This window comes from Prosthecobacter sp., assembly GCF_014879935.1.
Taxonomy (GTDB): Bacteria; Verrucomicrobiota; Verrucomicrobiia; order Verrucomicrobiales; family Verrucomicrobiaceae; genus Prosthecobacter.
Window position 1 is genome coordinate 1 of record NZ_JACSRD010000125.1, and the last position, 16336, is coordinate 16336.

The window sequence follows — 16336 nt, forward strand, 5'->3', positions numbered from 1 at the left end:
ACTGCTCGCTTTCGCCGCTGTCATCGATTGGATGCAGCCGCTCAAGAGGTTTTAAAACACTGCCTAGGCAGATCCGAAAAGGTTTGAGAAGAAGAACCGACATGATGACTGGTCAGATTATGTGTTTGCCCATCCAGTCAAACACCTGCCGTCGCTGAACGGGCAGCTTGCGGTGGAAGCTGTCTTCAATCGCAGCGGCAGCCAATCCGAAATCACCTTCGGGAATGATTCCGAGGATTTCGGCGAGGCGTTGCTCGAAACGCGTGATCAAGGCTGGCACAGGGTCCTTCGTGGCGAGGTAATCGAGCGCTTTGACGAGCAATTCGTGAATCTCCGGGATCGGCGAGCCGGTTTCAGCCACGAGGGAGATCAATTTGACGAGATAGGTCGCGGCGAGCACGCGCCCGTAGCTCTCACGCAGCCCGAGACGCGGATTCGTCCAGCGTGCCTCAGCGAGTGTGTGCAGATCGCTCGATTTGCTGCGCACGAATCGCAGTTCGACGGAGACGAAGAGATCCAGCACGCCATTGAAGGGCGATTTCGGCCGCAGCGCCCCCTTGGCCATCGTTTTGAAGAGCCCCAGATCTGCGGAGCACCACTGCACAATGAGGCTGCTCTCCGAGTAGCGAGTGCGTCCGATGAGAATGGCCTCTGTTTTCTCCATGATGACAAAGGCGTTGAACTCACGCGCCCAGCCGCTATTTACGCCGCATGGAAAAAACCAGCAAGACCATCCTCACCGACCTCCAAGCCCTCGACACCGCGGCCCTGAAAGCCCGTTTGGGGGAGCTCCGGAGGTATCTTTGACGTCCCGAAATTGAAGGACGAGCTGGCGATGCTGGAGGACCGCATGGGCGCCCCCGGCTTCTGGGATGATGCGAATGCGGCGCGGAAGATCATCGACCGCACCAACGTGATCAAAAAGAAGATCGGTCCCCTGGGCGATCTGGAATCGCGCGTGAACGACTTCGACGGTCTGATCGAGCTGGGCAAGGAAGCCGGCGACATGGAGACTTGGCGCGAGGTGGAGCAGGAATACAAGAAATTGACTGCCGACATCTCCGCCTATGAGCTGGAACTGCTCCTCGCAGGGCCGTTTGACCGTGGAAATGCCTTCATCACCATTCATTCGGGTGCTGGTGGCACGGAGGCCTGTGACTGGGCGGACATGCTGATGCGCATGTATCAGCGCTGGTGCCAGCGCAAAGGCTACAAGGTCGAATTGATCGACCATGAGGCCGGCGACGATGTGGGCACACGCTCCGCCACGCTCGAAATCATCGGCGAAAACGCCTTCGGGTTCCTGCAAACCGAGCGCGGCGTGCATCGCCTCGTCCGCATCTCACCCTTCGACGCGGCGAAGAAGCGCCACACCTCCTTTGCCTCCATCGATGTCACGCCTGACTCCGAGGAAGACATCGACATCCAGATTCGCGACGAAGACCTCAAGATCGACACCTATCGCGCTGGTGGCAAAGGCGGCCAGAACGTGAACAAGGTCGAAACTGCCGTCCGCATCACCCACGTGCCCAGCGGCGTCATCGTCGCCTGCCAGATCGAGCGTAGCCAGCCGAAGAACCGCGCCAAGGCGATGGCGATGTTGAAGGCCAAGCTCTACCAAATCGAAGACGACAAGCGCAAAGCCGAGCTCAACAAGCAATACGGCGAGAAGAGCGACATCGGCTGGGGCAGCCAGATCCGCAGCTACGTCTTCCAGCCCTACCAGATGGTAAAAGACCTCCGCACGGGCGAAAAGACCAGCAACATCTCCGACGTCATGGACGGCGACCTCGACGCCTTCATGGAAGCCATGCTCCGTGGCAAGAAGGCCGGGGAGAGCGACAAGGATGACGTGGACTAGATGCTGAATGCTTGATCCTGGATGCTGGATGGCCCATGCTTGCACACATGGGCTGCTGAAACCTCGAACTCCAGCATCTAGAATCCAGCACCCAGCAACCAGATGAAGCCTGTCTTTGAGAAAGTGCCGAAGCGTCAGTGGGAGTCATTCCACTGCGAGGTGGTGCATGGCCCGGACTATGGGACGCGCTGGCATTTTCATCCGGAGTATCAGCTCACACTGGCCATCGAAAGCCGCGGGCATCGAGTCGTGGGCGACAACATCGGCACGCTCTCCGACGGCGACATCGTCCTGCTGGGCTCGAACCTGCCGCATGTCTGGCATCAGGACCGGGGGCCGAAGGCACGCCAGGTGAGCGCGATCATCGTGCGCTTCGATGAGACATTCCTCGGTCGCGATTTCTTCACGCTGCCTGAGGTCGAGCCGGTGAAACGTCTGCTGCAACGTGCCGCACGCGGCCTGGAGGTGCGTGGAAACACCCGCACTGCTGTCACGGACCACATGAAACGTCTCGCGCAGAGCGAGGGGCTGGCCCGCGTGATCGAACTGCTCGCCATCCTCAACACCCTGGCGAATTCGACCGAGCTCAAGCCGCTCGCCAGCGCCAGCTACGAGCCGAAGCTCGAATCTGCCGACCAGGGCCGCATGGAGCGCGTGGTGGACTTCATCCACACGCATCTGACCGAGGAGATCGACCGCGAACGCCTCGCGAAGCTGGCGCATCTCAGCCTCGGTGCCTTCAGTCGCTTCTTCCACTCACGCACAGGCAAGACGGTGCCCGAATACGTCAATGAGGTGCGCATCGGCCGTGCCTGTCGCATGTTGGCGGAGGATGCGGGAAACATCACCGACATCGCCATGGATTGCGGCTACCGCAACCTCGCCAACTTCAACCGCCGCTTCCGCGAAGTCATGGGCACCACGCCCAGCGCCTACCGTCAGAAGTTCCGGGGCGTGGCCGGGCAGTGATGCCCACGCCACTTGCATGGGCCTTGTTCCAGTGAGATAGCACCGCATGAGTCAGATGCTCAGCCCGGACCTTTCCGTCGTGGAACTCCGCTCCTACTTCGTGCGGAAACGCAATGCGCTGCTCGTGCGCGGCCGTTTCAGCCCCTTGTACCTCGATTACTACCTGCATCTGATGCAGCACGGCATCCAGCATGCCGAAACGCTCGACCAGATGCTCAAAGACGGCCTCGCCGCGCTGGCGCTGCATCTGTGCTCCCGCCCGCATGACGAGACCACGGCCTGGACGATCCACGTCAGGGAGCCGCAGCGTGCGAATCTCTTCGTCACAGGAAGCACGCATCCCGGCCGCGTGACCGGCCGCATCTTCACCGAGGATGTGAAACAGGAGGGTGAGGCTCTTTTCATCTCGCAGACCAACCGGCCCAACCACCCGACGCGGCAGAGCATGATCGAGTTCAAGGGAGACGACATCTTCCGCGCGGTGGAGGAATTCTACACCACCAGCGAGCAACGGCGCACGCGCCTGTTCCGGCTTCCCGACGAGGAGTTCATCCAGATCTCCGCCGAACCCGATTGCGATGAAATCTGGCTGACTGAAATGGAGCTGGAGAACGTGTTGGAGATCGAGCAGAACGAGCACCTCACGCTGCTGGAAACACGTGGCTACGTCTTTGAGTGCGGCTGCTCGGTGGAACGGCTGATGCCGATCATCAACCGCCTGCCGCAGGACGATCTGGACCACATTTTTGCCGATGGCATGGCCGAGATCACCTGCCCGCGCTGCGGTGCCGTGTTTCGCACGGCCAAAGCCAGCTTCGAGGAATGGAAGCAGAAGCAGTCATAGTGCGGGCTCCATGAAACTCGCCCTCATCCGCCGCCAGTTCTCCGCCACCGGAGGCGCGGAGCTGTATTTGCAGCGGCTGCTGACCGCGCTCACGGCCGCAGGCCACGAGACGCATCTCTTTGCCGAAAAATGGCAGGGGCAGGCCAAAGGCGTCGAACTCCATGCCATCCACACGCACGGCTCACGGGCCGAACGCCCGCTGCGTTTTGCGGAGGAGGTCAGCAAAGCGCTGCAGCTCACCAGCTTCGATTGCGTGTTCAGCCTCGAACGCACGCTCACACAGGATGTTTATCGCGCAGGGGACGGCCTGCACCGCGTCTGGCTGCAGCGTCGAAAGCAATTCGCCACGTGGTGGAAACGTCCGTTGACTGGATTCGGCGCCTTTCACCGCAACATGCTGGCCCTGGAAGCGCAGACCTTCGATCCAGCGAACACGCGGCACATCATCGTGAACTCCGAGATGGTGCATGATGAGATCGCGCGCTGCTTCCCGGCCTTCCCAAACGACCGAATCCACCTCGTGCGCAACGGCGTGGACGTGAACCGCTTTCAAGGCGCCGATCGCAACGCCGCGCGCCGTCGTTTCGGCCTCAAAGATGACGATTTCGCGCTCCTCTTCGTGGGTTCCGGCTGGGAACGCAAAGGACTGCCGTGGCTGCTGCAGTTCATGACGGAACACCAGGACGATCCGCGCCTGAAACTGCTCGTCGTCACACGGGATCGCATGCGTGGAAAGGTTCCGCCAAACGTCATCCTCACCGGGCCGCTCAGCGACGTCGAAAACGCCTACGCCGCGGCCGACCTGCTCACTTTTCTGCCGATTTACGAGCCCTGCTCGAACGTCGTCACCGAAGCCCTCGCCACCGGCATTCCGGCGATCACCACCATCTTCAACGGCGCCTCCGAATTGATCGAATCCGGCGTGAACGGCCACGTCATCGACGATCCACGCGACTTTGCCGCCCTGGGTCAATGCGTGAACCACTGGCGCACGCGCACGCATGCCGGACCGGTGCCAACACGGCCGCCGCTCGATCTCGACACGAACGTGCAGCTCACTTTGCACGTGCTGGAGCTGGCGGCAGCATCTTGAGCAGGGCATCATGATGGGCCGCAGAACCGGATGTGGTGCTGGCCAGCCGCATCTGATTCAAGCAGCGACGTGCCTCGTCGAAGTCCTGCAAGCGGATGAGAAGCGCGGCTCGTTCTGCCAGACAGCGATCTGCGCTCGGCACTGAAGGAGATTGAGATTCCCCACCCCAGAGAGCAGCGGCTTCCGCGAGCATGGCAGACGCTGATTCTGGTGCGTCCTCCCGCAGCAGCAGGTCGGCGAGATCTTCTGCGTATCCCGGAGGAAAAGACGCGGCTCTCTGCTGAAGCGTGGCGGCGTTCCGCACCAGTTCGTCAGCCGTGAATAAACCGTGGTGAAGAAGAAGGGAGAAGACTCTGGGGCGGGCGGTCGTCACCAGAGTCTGTCTTGAGACACCTTCGAAGAGTTGCAGCCGCTGCTGGAAAGAAAGGCGTTCTTTGCCAGTGCCTCCCATGGCCGCGAGAAACAAGGCGAAATGCTCAGGCTGGCCGGAACTGGACAGCTTGTTGATGGGGGCATCGGTTTTGTCCGGAAGTGGACCCTGCTTGAGCGCCGAGGCCCACGAGGCAAGGCACGACTGGAACGCCCGTGGTGTGAATGCCTTGGAGCTGGATGAATAATTCCCGACGTCTTTGTATGGGGAGAACGCCAGCAGTTTCTCCGGGTCACGCGCCAGACCACCCGACCACAGGCGTAGCAGGCATTCCTCCAGCGTTTCACGAAAACGTGCTTCGACGGGGTTGTAGGTGTTGAAGCGGTCGTTGGTCTTGGGGTCGGTTTTCAGCCGCTTGAAGCAGGATTCCGCCTGAACAAAATCGTTCTTCGCTATGCTGAGGGCCGCATGAACGGCAAGGAAGTCCGCCCACTGGTTGGCTCCGGCGTTCTCGCCAAGAGAGTCGGAGAGAAACACCTTGTCCACCGCCTTGAACTGCGACAGCAGCGGCAAGGCGGCCGCCGGATGCTCCCTGCCGAGCTTGGTGAGAGCCGGTGCGCGTTTGAGAACGTCGGCCGGCAAGGGCGTGGCGGCGAGTTTTTTGGTGAAGAGGACAAGGCGCTCGTCATGCCCGTGGCGGCTGGAGTTTGCCGGGAACAGCACCCAGGTGGCATCGACATCGGCGCACAGGGCCGATACTTCGGCGTCAAGCGCCGCCTCCGGGCTGGCGTCCTGCATGGCCTTGAGGGCGGCCTTGTCAGGGGGCAGCCAGCCGTACCACTTCCCATGAAACGTGTCCGGATACTCGGTGGAATCGAGCTTCATCGCCGCCGCATGTTTCCACGCTCCACATTCCAGCAAGATGCTCCTGATGCGGGTGAAATCATGACTTGCGGCATTTTTGTCCCGAACAAAGCCCTCCAAGACTCCCTCGTCCCCCGAACGGCACGCGAAGCGGAGGACAAAGGGATAAAGAGATCGCGTGTTCGAACGAATGCGGGCTTTGCGGAAGATCTCTTCCCGCTGTTTCCAACGATCAAGCACCACAGTGCTCGTGCGTTTCCAGGTGTCATTCACCGGAAGCACGGCTGCGGCGTTCAGCAGGCCCTCTAGCTCAAAAGTGGTGACCGGTTTCTCATCATGCCAGGCCTGCGCGGCGGCCAGCGCCCAGGTCAGCAGCGTTTCATCATCCAGAAGTCCGGGGTAAACGCCGCAGAGATAACCGGCCAGGGAAAGGCGGATGTGCGAGGCGATTTTTTCATCCCGCAGCAGCGCGGCGGCAGCTTTGCCGGCGGCCCGGAAACTCCTCGCAGCGGCAGGTGAGGCGGCGATGACTCGCCGGGCTCCGGTGGAGCTGTGAAACACGGGGCTGGTGGACTCGACCAAAGTGACGGCCAGTTTCAATTCATGGGCGATCGTTTGCAGGGCTGGCAGTCTCTGCTTGTCAGCCCAGGCCGAAATCATCCCGCGTTCCGATGCGCCGAGATTCATCACCATGTCGCTGAACACGGGCAGCCAGAGGCCGGCGGTGCCGCTCATGTCATGCGTGGCAATCTCCTGGATCAATTGAGCAAACACCGCCCCGGGCGCCGCGCGTCCTCCCCGCTGCTCCCAGAGCATGAGAATCACATGGTTGCTTTCCGGGAAGCCTTGGGGATGCCTCAATGCGGGTGTCAGACGGACACCCGGCAGGACAGCCGCCGCCCACATGCGCCCGGCGAAGACCGCGGGGCTGTCAGTGCTGTTGATGGCCAGCATGGCGTCGAGAGAATTGGTGAGGTAGTGATCGTGGCGCGGCAGGAAGTGATTTTCCTGACTGCGGGAGTCGATGCGATTGCGGAGCTTCGTCAACAGGCTCACCACCTCCTCACGCATTCCCTTCGTCACCAGCCTGGACGTTTCGTTTCTCACGACCAGCGTCCGGCCACGGTGAGGCTCAGGGCCGTTTTGTCCCGCCAGCAGCATGTCGAGATAGGTGCGCTCTTCGCGCGCACGTGTCTCAAGCAAAGGCGCGAACAGTTTGAGGTCTCCCTCTGCCTCCGCTGCACGTGAGAGCTCCGGATACTGGTCCTCAAACGCATTCAACAACACGCCCGCCGTCTGCGGCGGCACACGGTTGAAATCTGCGGCGCAGAGGGCCAGCCGCTCATCTTTTGCCGGAGTGTCCGCAGCGGTGATCAACGCGGCGATCAGGCGGCCGCCGAATTTCGCATCCTTGTCCGCCAGCAGCAGACGGGCGGTTTCCTCACCCACATCCGTGTTCGCATTCGAAAGCCGCCACAAAACCAGCCCGAGCAGACTGCGTTTGGTGTAGTTCGGCAGAATCACCGGGTCATAGGCGCTGGCGTCCGTCAGCAATCCCAGATCGGAAAGCATGGAGACGATTTTCGCAGGGCTGGAAAGCGTCGAGGGCGGCAACGCCTGGGTGATGAGCGTGTATTCATTCAGAGGCACCTGGCCTGAAGTGATGACGGGAATCCAATTCCGTGCGGCGACCTTGAGCACCTCAGGCACAAGACGGGGAAAGCTGCACAGCTTATGCAAAAGAGGATTCAGCAAAAAGCGCTCACCAAGGCTCGGCGAGTTGCCGAACTCCGCCTCGTGAAGCCTGGCAACATGACGAAACCCCTGCAGGGCCTTGCCGACGTCAGAGGCAGCGATCGCGGCCAACTGGGTCACAAGGTGGTCGATGACAGGGGTGGTTTGCCCGGCCCGGAAAAACATCGGCCCGGCGTTCATGCGCGAGTCAAATTCTGACCGTTGATTCTGCGACAACGTCCGCGCATACGATTCTTCGATCTGTTGCCATTTTTCGGCCATCAGAAGCCCGTCGAGCCACTCCTGTCCCCTGCCCGCCTGCTCCTTCAAGATGGGCGCGAACTCGTCCTGAAGCGCGAGCACGTTCGTGGCGAACTCCGGCGCCCATTTCCGCCGCTCGATGAACTCCGCCAGCAACCGCTGCTGCACAGGCGGACACGCGGCGATCTCCTCGGCATGGGATCGCGCAAACTCAGCGCGATCCTCGGCAGTGCTGCTCAGGAGCAACTGAACCAGCCGGGAGCCAAACGTGGGCGGCTGGCGTTGCTGCAAGATCTCGGCGAGCCCCGGATGAGAATGAAAATCCGTCATCATCAGTTCGAGCTGTGTGCGGGGCTGCTGGCCTTCGGCGGCAGGCAGAAAACCGGCGGCGAAGGTCGCCGCGGCGTTCAGCATCCCGGACGCCTCCAGCAAGGCCACCAGACGTGCCGGCTGGCCACGCAGGCCGGAGATCTGGGCTGACGTGCGCATCTGCTCCGTCAGCCATTTGGCATCGCTGGCGGCACCGCTTTGCTCTGCACGCTGTCGGACCTCACTGAGCAGTTCTGGCACCCGGCTGGCACGTTGCAACCACCTAGCCACCTGGGTTTGGTGCGCAGGCTGACGCTGGCCGCCGTTGTTTCTCACCTCCTGCTGGGCCAGCAGGGTGCTGACGTGATCCAGCAGGGCGACCGCTCGGGCCTTGTCTTGCTGCGCCAAGCGGTCCAGCAGACGCTCGCAGCTTTCGATGACGTCATGATAACCATGACCGGAGCCACGCAGGTCGCTGATCTTCATCCAGCGCGTGACATCCGCCTCGAAGTGGGACCGTTCGGCATGAAACAGAGGCTGCAGGGCCGCCTGCAGCGCCGGATCCTGCGCCACCTTGGCCTCCAGGCCCTGAAACCGGGCGTTCAGCAGAGCAAACACGCAATAAGACGCGCGGGGTGACAGCTTCACAAATTCCGCGCCGCGTTTGCGGATGAAAGCGAGCACCGGCGCGTCATTCGGACGCTTGGAGTTGTAAAAGCTGCGCACGTAGGCGTCGTCGCCAGGTTCGCGGTGAAAAAAGGCCCGCAGCAGCTCCACACCAAAAGTGTCGGGTTGCCTGGCCAGATGCTCACGCACGACCCGGCACTTGTCGTTGTTTTCGATCGCATTGATCAGATGCGCCAGCAGCGTCGGCTCGCTTTTGTCCGAGTCCTCGATGTCGATGAATTCACCAGCTTCCGCGACGAAAGGCGTCGCGGTGAACAGCGCCGGAGCCTCCCGCGCATGGTGGGCCACTTGTTCGAGACGGTTGCGCAGCTGGTAACGCCACAAGTACTGATCCATCAGCCCATCCGCCTCGGCCAGTTTGAAAATGACAGGCAGCAGGACCGGGCTCTGCGCCAGCGTGTGAAGAAAGCGGCTGGTCGGCAGCTCATTTTCCCTGCGAGCCTGCATCTGCTTCTGTTCCGGGCTGGAGCGGAGCAGTTCCACAGCATGAGCGGCGGCGGCCGCGGCTTTTTCCAGATCGAAACGCGCCACGTCCCGCAGCAGACGGGCAAAGGACTCGACAAACGCGTGCTCCTGCTGGCCCAGATCGCCCCAGGTTTTCGCCGCGAGCACGGCATCGACTTTGCGGATCATGTCGAGGCTCTCCGTCTTCAAAAGAGGCGCCAGCACCTGGGCCAGCGGCTGTCCCAGGTGGGCAGGCTCAGGATACCCAACGAGTTCCTCCCGCAGCAGTCCGGACAGCTCCTGCTGGCCGATGGTGTTCATGGCCTGCAGTTCTTTGGAGTGACGGATGAAACACGCCTCCAAGGCCGCTCCCCGGTGCGCGAGCCCCTCCTGGTCAAATTCCGACTGGAAATGCGCCACCCGCGCGGCCTCGAAAGGCAAGGGCTTACCATCGATCTGCACCAAGGTGCGGCTGTTCTTCACCAGCAAGGCCTGCGTGAGATCGGAGCCGAACGTGGCCTTGCGCCGGGCGATCTGCGCCAGCGCGGCGTTGACCTGCTCGTCGTCGTTCTGCTCGCGGAATTGCCGCACCAGGTTGCCGAGCCAGCTGGCATGGCCCTCGTTTTCGCCAAGGTCGTAGGTGCGGAATGTTTTCGCATCGCCCAAAAAGCCGGCGGCTTCGGCGACGGCGATGAAACCTTCCGCCGTCCGTCCGCTGCGGTCATTGATGTGCTGGTAAGCGATCTGCCGGAGCCAGCCGGGAGAACTGTCGAACCCGTCCTCCAAGGCGATTTCGAGCACCGCCAGCCCACCCGGCTTTTGCAGCAGATTCTGCAGCCATTGTGAGTAGCTGCCGGCCTTCTGCACCGCAGGGTTGGGCTGCGCGTAGTAGCCAAAGCGGTTGCTGCGCTGCCGCTGCTGTTCCTCACGCCAGGCTTTCAGCACCTCCTTACGGGCCGCCGCGTCACTGCCGAGCATGCGGTCACGGACCTTGCGCACAAACTCACGCTGCTGATCCGCACCGCGTGTGCCAAGGGCCAGCGCATAACTCGTCATCGCCTGGCTCAGGCTGTGGGATGAGCCAAAGGGATCACTCATGGTCGCGGGGCCCCGCGTGCTGCCTGCCAGCACCAGCGCATCGATGGGTGTGGCGATCTTCCGCTCATGCCAGAGACGCAGGGCTTCATCGAGGACGAAGCTCGCGCCGGTCCGCTGCTGCTTGAGCCATTTTTCCGCCGTGGTGGCAAAGTCCGCCTCCGTCGCCATCAGCAGATCCGCCCAGCCTTTCAGGTAGGCCGCGCGTGGACGGCCGTTCACCTGCGTGATCAGCGGCATGAGGCGGTCGTTGATGGCGGAGACGTCATTCCTCAAGGCGGCTCGCTTCATGAGGAACTGCGCCGCATCCAGCATGGGAATCTGCTGGCTGCCATGCCGCGAGGAGTTGCCGTACGGATTCGTCACGTTGGCGAGGCGTCGTCGCACCTTCGGCAGGCTGAGGCGTTTGAGCAGATCCAGCGCGGTGGCTTCGAGCTGCTCGATGGCGGCGGCGTTGCCATCCTGCACGATCAGGGCCGCATAGGGCGGAAAGGCCGATTGCGCGAGTTCCGGCACCTCCAGCATGGCACGACACAGTTCATCGTGAGCCTGCCGCCGCAGGGCCCGCTGTCGTGCGCTGGCCTCATCGAGCACGAGGGTGCCATCCGCGTTCACTTTCCACTCCTGGCCGCCCTCGCTGAAAGGGTCTGGCTGCCAGGATTGATAAAGCGATGGGTAGGTGCCATCCGCCTGCTGCACGTAATGCAGCACCTGGTTGAGATGGTTCACGATCGCAGTGGAAAGCGGCCTGCTGGGGTCCAGACCACGGAGCCACGTGCCCAGCAGGCCGGCGAGCGCCCCAGGATCGATCACGGCGTATTCATGCCGCTGTGTGAACTCCTGGATGATGGCGGAGATCTGCTGCTCCTGCACAAAGGCGGGCAGCGCACGCCAGTGCCGCACCGCCTCGTCAAACTTCCGCTGATACGCCAGCAGCACCGCCAGACGCAGGTGGGAATCAAACGCCCGTGGGTTCGCGGCGATGATGGCCTGGTGCTCCGCCAGCGCCGGAGCGGGGTCGTTGCCGATGTGTTCGAGCACGACAGCGTGATCCAGGCGCATGCGCCAGCCGGCATCCGCGGAATCCCGCACCACCTTGAACACGTCATCCCATAGCTTGAGCGCGGTGGCGTTCTTGATGACCTGATGCAGTTGCTGATGTCCGCTGATGCTGTTTTGAGGCGAAATCGACTGCTGCACCGCCGCACGCAACTGTCGCACGAGCTCCTTCACCGCGAGGTCGGTTTTGCCGTCCTTCACGAGCTGGGCTGGCGTGACCTGCGTCTTCTGCTGCCGCTGATACGACAGATTGCGTGAATAGGGGTTCACCACGGCCACGTTCGCCTGGCGGGAGCCGCGCATGGACTGCTGCGAGGCTTGGATGGCCTCTTGAATCGCGGTCGCTTCCTCCGGCAGGCCGATGCTGCCGAAAATCTGGGCGATTTGATACTTCTCGTCCGCCGACTGCGTCGTTTTGAGATGGCTGTCCAGCACCGCGCGTGCCTGGGCACGCATCGCGTCCGCTTTGCTGTCGTCGGGCTGCTGTTGCAGAAAGGTGGAGGCGTGAAACAGCAGGGCGTTCTCCGCCGCCATCCGGTCCTCCGCCACGGTGATCGATGTGAGCGCCGCAGCGAAGTGCGTGACCGCCGCCTCCGGCTTCCTCGCGCGCTGGGCCAGCCATCCGGCCAGCAGATGGTCCTGTGCGCCCGCCTCCTTCGATTTCAGACGTTCCGCATTTTCTTTCTCCACCTCCTCGTAGTCGGCGCAGAGGATGCGCAGCAGCAGTTTGAGCCGCGAGTCGTTGGTTTGGGCGATGAACGGCCGCAAACCGCCACGGATCTGATCGAGGCGTTGAGTGAGTTGTCCTGCCGCCATCGATTCACCTTCCTGGAAAAGGTTTGCGAGGCTGGCCAGCCTCACTGGCACTCCCAGGATGAAAGGATAACGCTGCGGCTGCAAATAGGACGCGCCGCCGAAGCCGCTGCGGTTGCGGCGGCTGCTCGCTGGAACCGCCTCAGGCGGGGGCTCCAAAGCGCCTTTCAGCACCTCGATCGCGCCTTCCCAGTTTTCCGCCAGAATCAACGCCCCCGCCGTGAATGCGGGATCGTAGCCGTCGATGCTCTTGCGGGCGCGATACCAGGTGAGCAGGCGGGCGGAAAGGCGCTTAATGTCCTGCGGCTTCAGTTTTGGCAGCGTGTTCGCCTCCTCCATCGCGCCCCCCTGGTAACGCAGCATGTTCGCGAGAATCTGAAACATGTCGGCGTCCCCTGCCGGCATCGTTTCCACCAGCGTTGCCATCCTCTCGAACCACACCGCGGCCTGATCCCCGCCCAGTGCCCAGCCGCGCTGCGCGAACTTGAGCGCCAGGACAGGATTGGACATTTGGAACAGCTTCCAGCCGCTTTCACAGGCCGGCTGAAGGTCCTCAGGATCGCCATTTTGATACTGCATCTGCCACACGGCATGCAGCAGGGCGCTTTCAGGGTGTGCCAGCAGCATCTCGGTGGTGATCGTGAGTTGCGGTGAATACTCCGCCGCCTCCAGCAGCAGGGCGGCATCGGTCACGCCGGCTTGTTTCAAGCGTGGCACCAGCGTGGCACGGTCCTGCGAGTCCCACCCGCCGGCGATCTGCAGCAGATGCGCCAGCGCGAGCACGGGCGACTCCGTGACGCCAGGCGCTTGCTCGATGAAACCACGCGGCAGGCTGCTGGCCGTCTGCCACCGTGAATAGCCGCCGTAGGAGCTGCCGCGGCCACCGGTTTTCTGCCGGTGTCCGTAGGCCAGTTGCATCATTCCCGGCAGCACCAGCCAGTCCTCGGTGCCCGGCGGCAGTTGCATCGTGGCATACTGCTGCCGCAGGCCGATGCTGCGGCCGGCGCTCGTGACTCCGGGCAGTTCCTCATGCATTTCCAGCAGGGCGACGAAGGCAGTCACGGCATCACGTTCCCTGCCGTTCTCCTCCAGGGCTACCGCACGCAGGTAGTGCAGCCGGTAATCACGGGGATGTTTCCCGATCAACGGCTCCAGGAAGAGGACCACCCGCTCCCACTCGCCCCTTTCGGCCATCGCGTCCGCCATCTGCTCCACCGCCCGCGCATCCATCTGGTCGCCACCGGCCAGTTCAAACAGCAGGCGGTAGCCCAGATCAGCATCGCCGCTTTCGATCTGCACGCGGGCGATGTGCTCGCGCGTCTTGGAGGTTTTGTCGAGCTTCGCGGCCGCCTCCAGCGTGCGCAGGGCTTCGGCGGTGAGGCCCACCTCCTCCTCGCTTCGGGCGATCTCGTGCAGCAGCTCCAGATCCTGCGGGCGCAGTCGCGACGCCTCATACAGGCAGCGTCGCCGCTCCTCATCATTGCCCGTGGCACGGTGAATCTCCGCCAGCGCCAGCCAGGGTTGTGCTGAGGCGCGGTTCTGCTTCTGCCGCTGCTGGAAGTTTTCAAGCAGTCGAGGCAGGCCGTTGCGATTCTGGGCCGCCAGCGCCAGCGGGCCGATCAGACGCAGCCGCGCGGCGGCGTCCGTGGTCTTTTCATACAGCATGAGGTAAGTGCGCTCCGCCTCCTCCAGCAGGCCGTTCTCCTGGCACAGCGTGGCGTGGCTGGTGGCTGCCTCGAGGTTGTCCGGAAACCTCCGCATCGCATCGCGCAGCCGTGCCAGCGCCTCCTTCGGCCGGTTCAGCTCCTGGAGCAGGCGGGACTCGTCCAGCCAGGGCTGCACCGCGCTGGGAGAGAGCTTTTTCCACTCCGCCAGCCAGGGCAGCGCCTCGTCGGGCCGCATCGCCCGTCGATAGCAGTCCACCACACGCTGCACGCGGGCGGATGTGCGTCCTTCCGGCAGTTCGATCACACGTTTCCAGGTCAGCGCGGCCTTCTCCCAATCCTGCCGCACCTGGAAAAGATGCGCGAGCTGGCTCAGGACGATGAGTTGCTCACCTGCGGCCGCTTCATTCAGCCTCTTCTCGGCCTCGGCGCTCTTGCCGTTGTCTTCAAACATCGCGGCCAGCAGACAGCGGTCCTGAATGGCGGGCGCGGTGTGCTTTTGCAGCTCCTGGAGCAGCGCCACGGCTGCTTTGCCGCTGTCATCGCCGCGCAGCACCAGCAGCACGTCCCGGATGGCGGATTCGATCGCCTCGGCATCCTGTGCCAGGCGCAGACGCGCACGTGCCCAGGGCAGGGTGCGCTCGTACTCCTTGTTGGCGATGCCGAGCTGCACCAGCAGCGCGTAGAACCGCGCCTCGGCGGCGAATTCGCGCTCGCGCGGCATCAGCAGATCCAGGGCGGTGCGTGTCTCCAGCCGTGCCTGCAAAGCCTGCGTGATGCGCAGCAGGTCCTCGATCGCCGCGGACTTCGCCAGCCGGCTCCAGATCGCCAGCGCGGCCTCGCGTTGTCCGGCACGATGCAGGTAATGCGCCTGCGACTCGTGCGCGTTCATGCTGTCGGGGAATTTCTCAACGAGTCGCGCGTAAGCTTTCGCCGCCGCACCGGGTGCAGCGTCCGCTTTCGCCGGACTGCGTGGCTCCTCCCAGTTTTCCAGCAGACGCGCCACGCGCAGATGCTCCGCCTCACCTGCTCCGGGCTGTGAAAGGAAACGCTCCAGCGTCTGCTGCGCCCCGGCATCGTCCTGCGTGCGATGCTGCAGCGTTGCCAGGCGGACGAGCAATTCCTTGTCACCGCTGTTTTGCCCTGCCAGCACCCGTGCCTGCTCCACGGCCTCCGGCAGAAAGCCCAGTGACTCCAGCAGATCGAGGAAACCCTCCTGCAAGTCACGCCGTCCCGGATTTGACTGCAAAAGCTCACGCGCCTGCTTCATGGCGGCATCCTTCTGGCCCGTCTCGCCGAGCAGCTTGGTGTGCTCCCACGCCAGCGACACGCGCTGCGGCTCGTCCTTCACCGCCCCGGCCACGAATTTCTCCAAACCGCTCACGTCGTCACTCATGCGGAAGACACGTCCCATGCGGCTGATCACATCACCCTCGATCCAGGTGCCGGCTCCAGTCGCTGTCAGGGCCTCCCGCAGCGTCTTCAGCGCGTCGTCCCGCCGCTCCGCCAGCAGCAGAATGTCCGCCAGCCGCAGTTGCCGCAGCGTGCGGGCCACCGGATCGCGCGATTGCTTCACCAGCGCCTGCACGGCCTCGATCGCGGCCTCATACTGGCCTTCGTCCGCCAGCAGATCCACGAGTTCCTCCGCCAGATCCTCGTCATCGGCATGGGCAGCGGCCAGATCCTTCCACACTTTGAGCGCCTCCTCGTTTTTCCCGGACCGCAGCAAGGCGCGCCCGCGCATCTTGCCGATCTCCATCGTCTGCGCCGCGTCCGGTTTCGCCTTCGCCGCCGCGTCGAGCGACTTCAATGCGGCGGCAAAATCAAGCGCGCGTGATTCCAGGCGCGAACGCTCGATCCAGGCCGTGGCGTTGGCCGCATCCAGCTTCAACGCCGCCTCATAGGCCGCCAGCGCCGCCGGATCATCACCGCGATGCGCTTGGTAAAGGGCCAGCAGCAGATGATCCGCCGCCGTGACCGACTTTTCCTTCGTTCTGGCGGCCAGATAGGCTCCCAACTCCGCCGTGGTGCCCTGCTCCAGCCACGCGGCATAAAAGCGCTCAAAAATCGTCCCCGGCTGCGGCCGCTTGATCAGGATGTCGAGGTATCGGGCGGCAGCCTCCGGCACGGGCCCCGGTGCCGTGCCGGCCTCCTGCGCCAGAGATGGAGTCACAACCAGCAGGAGCCACAAAACAACGCGCGAGTGCATGGCGGCGTTTTACCGGAACTCTGCCGTTATTAGCAAGAACAGACACCATTCTAAGCTCCC

6 protein-coding genes are annotated in these 16336 nt (G+C 63.0%); 4 read left to right on the plus strand and 2 right to left on the minus strand.

Annotated features, from left to right (window positions below):
* Positions 1–112 precede the first annotated feature (112 nt).
* Positions 113–664 carry a DNA repair protein RecO gene (gene recO, locus IAE77_RS10365; RefSeq protein WP_294225744.1) on the minus strand — a complete coding sequence of 184 codons (552 nt, stop codon included), beginning with the start codon at positions 662–664 and terminating at the stop codon, positions 113–115.
* A 47-nt stretch (positions 665–711) separates the two neighbouring features.
* Here recO and prfB point away from each other — a divergent pair.
* The 4 genes from prfB to IAE77_RS10385 all read left to right on the plus strand — a co-directional run bounded on the left by prfB (position 712) and on the right by IAE77_RS10385 (position 4767).
* Positions 712–1861, plus strand: a protein-coding gene (prfB, locus tag IAE77_RS10370; protein ID WP_294225747.1) for a peptide chain release factor 2 whose coding sequence is annotated in 2 segments (ribosomal slippage) — positions 712–798 and positions 800–1861 — 1149 coding nt in all. Because the reading frame shifts where the segments join, the coding sequence is not laid out codon by codon here.
* A 102-nt stretch (positions 1862–1963) separates the two neighbouring features.
* Positions 1964–2830, plus strand: coding sequence for an AraC family transcriptional regulator (locus IAE77_RS10375; protein ID WP_294225751.1), 867 nt, complete (start codon positions 1964–1966; stop codon positions 2828–2830).
* A gap of 46 nt (positions 2831–2876) precedes the next feature.
* A complete protein-coding gene (locus IAE77_RS10380; RefSeq protein ID WP_294225754.1) occupies positions 2877–3674 on the plus strand; it encodes an Hsp33 family molecular chaperone HslO in 798 nt (265 codons plus the stop codon).
* 10 nt (positions 3675–3684) lie between these two features.
* The gene (locus IAE77_RS10385; protein ID WP_294225757.1) at positions 3685–4767 is read left to right on the plus strand and encodes a glycosyltransferase family 4 protein; all 1083 of its coding nucleotides are present in this window, start codon (positions 3685–3687) and stop codon (positions 4765–4767) included.
* Here the strand turns inward: IAE77_RS10385 and IAE77_RS10390 are convergent.
* Entirely contained in the window at positions 4730–16276 is an 11547-nt protein-coding gene (locus IAE77_RS10390) for a hypothetical protein (RefSeq protein ID WP_294225760.1), read from the minus strand. The genes IAE77_RS10385 and IAE77_RS10390 overlap by 38 nt on opposite strands.
* Positions 16277–16336: the final 60 nt, after the last annotated feature.